A 6,599-nucleotide genomic window follows, 5' to 3' on the forward strand; every position below is an offset into this window, starting at 1 on the left:
GTCTGAAGTAAGAAATAAAGATTCTAAAACTGTGGCCAAAATTAGTTGACCACTACAAAGTACCACTTCTTAAGGATGAGAAGTCATGGCGGTTCCAAGAAAACAACAAATCAGTCTGGTTGATACACCTTTCTATCATTGTATTTCGCGTTGCGTAAGGCGTGCCTTTTTATGTGGCGAAGATAAAGTCACTGGGCAGTCGTTTGAGCATCGTAGGGCTTGGGTTGAAGATAAATTACTTGAGTTGACCAAGGTGTTTTGTATTGATGTTTGTGCTTATGCCGTAATGAGCAATCAGCAAAACATCTGGAGTGTTTTACAACAGCGCAAGCTGGCCCGAAGGGCGTAAGGCAGGATGCCTGAAGTACACTCACATTGTATTGTGTGTCGATGAGAAAAAAGCAAAGCGGTTAAAGCAAAAAGCCATCATTATTCGTTGGCATAAATTGTTTAAGGGTAATTTGCTTACGCAAAAATACTTAACTGGTGAGCAGCTAAACCCATCTGAGCAATTTACACTTGCTGAAATGACTCAAGTTTTCCGCAATCGGCTAATGGATATTAGCTGGTTTATGCGAGTGCTCAATGAAGATATTGCGCGTAAAGCTAATTTTGAAGATAACTGTACTGGTAGGTTTTATTCGCTGCCATCCATGGCGCTCACCCTTCGGGCTGCCTAGCGGCATTCAAACTTTTTCCCTAAAAGTCTGTGGGAAGGCCGCTTTAAATCCCAAGCATTACTGGATGAAGCTGCACTTGCAGCCTGTATGGCATACGTTGACCTAAATCCAATACGAGCAAAGATTGCAAACACACCTGAGGGTTCAGAATACACTAGCATTCAACAAAGAATAAAATCAGCGTTAACAGGTAAACAACCAAAACCACTTATGAAATTTATTGGCAACCCAAGAAAGCACATGCCAAAGGGATTGCCGTTTGAACTAAAAAGTTACTTAGAACTTGTTGAGCTAACAGGGCGTATTCTTCGAGAGGATAAACGCGGTGCAATCCCAAGTGACACACCACATTTATTGAACCGTTTATCAATCACCCCTGAAAATTGGCTAAAGCTCACTACTCAATTTACCAAAGCGTTTCATGGTGCAGTCGGCAAACCAGAACATTTAATTGATTACTGCGAGCACTTAGAAAAGAAGCGACGACCTAATGTGGCCAATTCTATAAAATTACTTGCTTAATTATCTTACCACTCAAGAGTGGCACCTCCCTTACAGGCAGTGACGTTTAGTAGGGCATTGCCTGCTATTACTATTTCTACATAAAATCCGTATTTATTATCAAACCTTTCGAATCTTCAATTTTTGACAATGAAATCGCAGTGCCATTTGTTGGAGTGTTTCTAAGGTAGATAAAAGCTAATAACAAATCATCTACTTAAACCAATGAGTTACCCAATATGCCCTATTTTGATGTTTATTTAGAATCTAATCATCTAGATTTTAAGAGCTTTTTTTATTACCCTGTTTCGCGTTTAGAAACTTTTCCAGGCTATTGGCTGCTTAAATGATAATTGTCATAAAACATGGAAAGTAATAAGAGAAAGTATTTTATGAAAACGGTGATATGGCTTACTTTGGGCCTTATTTTTTCACTAAATTGTTTTGCTTCTAACCCTGAAGATATAACTACTTGGGGGCATATGGAAGGTAAAGTAAAAAGCGCAAATATCAAAGATTACGCCTTTCATGTCGCCAATGGAGAAGCGCATTTGGCTTACCAAGGCGAGGCAGGGCTAAAAAGTTTTGGTGCCGCAGGTATAGACTTTGATGCTGCGCCATTTGTTGGCAAAAAGCTGAAATTTTCCGCCGAAATCAAATCGCAAAATTCTGAATATTCTTCAATTTGGCTTAGGGTGAATGATTCGGAAAAAGTGATTGCGTTTGATAATGCTACCGAACGCAGCCTTATTGGCACTAAGGACTGGACACTCTTTCAAGTTATACTGCCGGTAACCCATGGTGCAGAGCATATATATGCCGGTTTAATTCAAGGCGCGAAAGGGTCTATGTCGGCGCGCAATATTTCGTTTTCAGTAACAGATGAAGAAAGCACGGCAAATTATATTTATAAAAGTGATTACACCCTAAATTTAGACGAGTGGAGGATGGGCTTTTCTGATGTTGGAAAGTTTAAAGCTTGGTCAGAAAATGGTGTCGCGACAATTAAATGTATTAGTGATACCTACAACGATGAGCCGTTTGCCACTTGGTTTGAATATTTTGAACCAAGCCAATTTATTGGTAAACGAGTTCAATTTAGTGCTGAAATAAAAACCGAAAATGTCACTGAAGGTTACGCAGGGATTTGGATGCGGGTAGATGGCAAGCGCAAAAGCCTGCAATACGACAATATGAAAGATAGAGGGGTGAAAGGTACCACTGGTTGGCAAACTTACACTGTGGTATTGGATATCACAGATGAAAAGTCTAAGCATATTGCATTTGGTGGTTTACTCTCGGGGAACGGGCAAGTTTGGATACGCAACGTGTCATTTTCACCTGTTGGAAAAAACATTGCATCGACCAATATTTATAAAGGTGAGCAAGAACTTAATACTAATAACTCACATTTTAGTCAGTTTGATCTTGCCTTATTATTTGGCAGGCTTTTATATAATACGGCCAATAACTAGCAGCTAAGTGAAGTGAGATTAAAAAGGTTAGCAATACTTTAGCTAACCTTTTTCATTTATTAATTTGACGGCATCACGTAATAGTAATCCGCAAGTCCCTTTATAAATGGCCTTGCTCTTTTAAAGCAATAATAAATATTCTTGCTAGCTCGTAAGTAACTTTATTAAAGTCGCCAAACTTTTTAGTTTTAATATTAGCGTTAATGGCAACCGACATATTGTATTTAGGTATTACCATTAAAAAGCTTTGGGCACCGGCACTCACTCCGCCGTGGTGCATATAAATAAGCTTTTCAAAGCCTTCACCCAAATCTAATTCGTGGACACGCCAGCCAATACCATAACCTTGCCAGTTTTGTTCACCATTATTAAGCTTTTGCACTGTCCAAAATTCATTGCGTACTTGCTCACTGACAAAGTCATTATTGATAAAAGCTTGGCCTAATGTGACTTAGTCTTGTGAGGTAGATATCCAAGCGCCACCTGCTAAGCGATGACTTAAATCTACATGCATCCATGGTTTATATAATGTTGGCGCATTATGATCACGCCAGTAAAACTGAGCCAAGTTTGGTATCTCGCGATTTGGCGCTTCAAAAGTGGTACTGGTCATATCGAGTTTATCGAAGACATTTTCTTGCATATAGCACGGGTAACAGCGCTTGGCTGCACCTTGCATAACGGCGCTGAGTAGAACAGTACCTAGGCTTGAGTACTCAAATTCTTCATTAGGGGCGAACAATAACTCGCTTTCATCAAACAATGTAAGCGCTTGGTTTACATCTGTGTAGTGCTCATCTGCAGTAAGGGTATCGAGCATACCAAAAAGAATCAATGGGGTCAGGTCTTGCATTGTGCACAGCTGACCCAGCGGCTTGGTTTGTAGTGGTATAACGCATGATGACAAAATCAGAAGAGAAATCTTGGCTAAAAAGCACAAAAGAAAACATGGAAATAATGTGTTCGGGTATTTAATAACACCCGGGCATAGCTACCTTTTAGAGATATAGCCTGTTAATGCATAACTAAGAAACCACCCGCATTTAGCGTATTAATGCAAGTGGTTATTTTTTATTGGTGGCATATTGTTGTGTTAGTTTGCAATAAAACACGGTGATTCTGTATCACCAAATTTCTTTGTGTTTGCGTTTGTTTGCACGCTTATTGCCAGTAAAATCCACTTCATTAAAAAAGCCGATAAAAGTAAATAGCGCTACCCACAGTACCCATAAGTAATTAGGTGCAGTCACTAGGTTAATTAGCGTAAGGCCAATTAATAGAGGTAAATGTCTTAAGCTGTATTCAATAAAATGTTTAATTACGTTACTCATGGTGTCTCTCCTTGATTAGTTGTTGTAAATATAGTGGCAGAGAACACGCCCCATAACAGCTAGCAATTGTCATCAATTTACTATGACAATTGTCATAAGTTGACAGTGATTAACAGCCGGAGAGTTGGAATAAATTAAGGTAAACTGAGAATAATTGGGCTTTAGCCTTGCCTTAAACGGCAAAGACAAAAGCCCATAGGTGCAAGTTAAAGTCGCTCTATACGAAAGTTATCCATATTGGGTGTGCAATCCCATTTAGCATTACGTTCATTTGATAGCTTTCTGGCATCCCATTCTAAACCACAAGTTTGTCCACTTGCTTGGGTAACAATGTGAGTGAGATTAGCGTCTTCAACCAGCCACAAGGTGATCAAATCGCCCGATGAATTTTCATCAAATTTCGCATTGCGCTCATTCGACGATTTAGACGAATCCCATTCCAATGCCCCTTTTCCGCCTTGTGCTACAAGGTAACCACTTACTATTAATTTGCTTTCATCGCTTGTTACGTCGGTAACCGTCAAGGCCATCGGATCTGCATTGCCGCTGCAATCCCATTTTGCGTTGCGCTCATTAAAAAAGCGATTATTGTCCCATTCCAGCCCACAGGTTTCACCGTTTACTGTGGTGGTAATTACTACAGGGTAGCTTTGACCAATGTCTAAATGTGAGTGTTTGGTTAAATAGCGGTTTTGCACATTATTAAGCAGCGAATTAAGCTCAGCGCCTTGCCCTTTATTATAAATAGTGCGTACTTCGTCTAATGTGAGTGCACGGCGCCACACCGCAAAATCGTCAAGATCCGCTTTTAGGTTATAGGTGTAACTGCCTGTGCCGTCTTGGCCAATATTCCAATTCAGTTCCGAGTTGATATCGCCGACATTACTGATATCACCTGCGATAATATGAAGTTCGCCTGTTGGACTACCAGCATACATGGTGGCCAAACCTTTTCGGTCAAATGTGGCAACCAATAGCCACCAACCGTTAAAGGAATAGTCAATCGGATCGATGTCTTTTCTATCCGCACTGGATGACGCGATATTAATGCCAAAATCATCGCCATTGCCTTCGTTTGCCAATAACAAAGTACCGCGGTTTGCACCACTCGCCCAATTTTTATTGCCAACAATTACAGGATCACCTGATTGATCGCCACTTACTCTAAACCAAGTCATTAAGGTAAAATTTGTGTCTTTACCAAAGTCCAATTCGCTCGGTTTACCTAATGTCACGTATTCTTGGTCGTCATTGAGTTTCATATATTGACCAAACTTACCGCCAGCCTGAAGGCTCGGTGTGCCACCTGCTACCTGAGCATGCAGTTGATTACCCGATGCGTCTTGATAGTTGCCATCAAATGGCAAATAGGTAGTGAGATCTTGTTGCATTCCTTTGTCATTTTTAGGGCGAATATTTTGCCCCTGCACAATGCCATCCATGTTTGTTGGTACTGCTAACCCATGGTGGGCTAAGGTTGTGGGTGCGGCATCGTAATTGTGAGGAATGCCCGCTAAATAACCTTGTTGCACGGTTTTAGAACTTACTAAAAATGGGATAGTGTAGTTATCTGCTGCATGAATACCATGCGATGAACCTCTGCCACCATGATCCGACGTTAATACGATTTGCCAATCTTCATTGGCAAAGTTAGGTCGGTTTTTAATGGCTGATAGCACATGGCCAATTTGGCTATCAACGTCTTTAATTTCATTTACATAACCATCATCAGATGCGGTAAAACAACAGGCATGGCCTGCACCGTCTACATCATCTAAAAATAAAAAGAGGGCATCTACATCACTCCCTTGTGGCCAATTCGATGCGCTGAAACTACCACTTATAATGTCGACCGCATTTTGTGTATTGGTTGTGTCATCTGCATCAATTTTGATATCGGCAGAGTTAGTGATTTGCATATCCGTTCCCCAAGTAACGAGATAGGCGGTGTTGAGTGACGGGTTTGATTGCTCTAGCAGCGTTAAATAATGCGGGTAAGTGACATAATTACCACCGCCAACATTACTGTTATTGGTTACGCCACTTTTTGTCGCTGTAACTCCCGTCATAATGCCAACATGGTTTGGACCACTGTTTGGTGCAGCATCTGTCATGGTTTGGGCATAATGTGCAAACGCTGTTTTGTAACCGTTTGCCCATGTGCCATTAATTACCTTATCAAGATTGGGCGTGTGCGCATTTTCAATACCATCACCGCGTAAGCCGTCTACTGCAATCAGTAATGAATGAGTACTGGCAAGCGTTGGGGTTGCCAGCCCCAAAGTTGTTAAACAGAGTGATGTTTTTAGTATCTGTTTGAGTGTTTGGCAAACCGATTGTGTGTTTGTTTTCATTGATTTTCCTGTTAGCTTATTAGTATTTTATTTGGTCTAGACCAGTTAAATCATAAAGCTAACATGTGACTGTTCAGTGATTTGTCTGTGACAACGGCATAACGTTTTGGTTAAAAATAAATCAAAATGTCATCATGTCGTTGTGTTGCTAAAGTCAATGCATGGCCAAAAACCAAATGGGTGACCCCATGACCATTGATCTGACGGGTGCATTCTTCGAAAGGATAAACGAGGATCAATCCCTAACGTCACACCACA

At 40.7% G+C, this 6,599-nt stretch carries 5 protein-coding genes and 1 pseudogene; 2 read left to right on the plus strand and 4 right to left on the minus strand.

The features are described from left to right. The first annotated feature begins 85 nt into the window (after window positions 1-85). Window positions 86-1,202 (plus strand): annotated as a pseudogene (locus ABYD77_RS16885) (transposase). 371 nt (window positions 1,203-1,573) lie between these two features. Then, the gene (locus tag ABYD77_RS16890) at window positions 1,574-2,656 is read left to right on the plus strand and encodes a hypothetical protein (RefSeq protein ID WP_372771268.1); all 1,083 of its coding nucleotides are present in this window, start codon (window positions 1,574-1,576) and stop codon (window positions 2,654-2,656) included. Between the two features lie 100 nt (window positions 2,657-2,756). Here the strand turns inward: ABYD77_RS16890 and ABYD77_RS16895 are convergent, their stop codons facing one another. The 4 genes from ABYD77_RS16895 to ABYD77_RS16910 form a co-directional block, all read right to left on the minus strand. Next, window positions 2,757-3,038 (minus strand): hypothetical protein, encoded by a 282-nt coding sequence (locus ABYD77_RS16895; RefSeq protein ID WP_372771269.1) that lies wholly within the window; start codon window positions 3,036-3,038, stop codon window positions 2,757-2,759. 69 nt (window positions 3,039-3,107) lie between these two features. Further along, entirely contained in the window at window positions 3,108-3,509 is a 402-nt protein-coding gene (locus ABYD77_RS16900) for a serine hydrolase (protein ID WP_372771270.1), read from the minus strand. A gap of 271 nt (window positions 3,510-3,780) precedes the next feature. Next, a complete protein-coding gene (locus ABYD77_RS16905; RefSeq protein WP_372771271.1) occupies window positions 3,781-3,987 on the minus strand; it encodes an XRE family transcriptional regulator in 207 nt (68 codons plus the stop codon). 206 nt (window positions 3,988-4,193) lie between these two features. Beyond that, window positions 4,194-6,341 (minus strand): alkaline phosphatase family protein, encoded by a 2,148-nt coding sequence (locus ABYD77_RS16910; protein ID WP_372771272.1) that lies wholly within the window; start codon window positions 6,339-6,341, stop codon window positions 4,194-4,196. Window positions 6,342-6,599 lie beyond the last annotated feature (258 nt).

The sequence above is a fragment of the Pseudoalteromonas sp. genome (genome assembly GCF_041629635.1).
GTDB lineage: Bacteria > Pseudomonadota > Gammaproteobacteria > Enterobacterales > Alteromonadaceae > Pseudoalteromonas.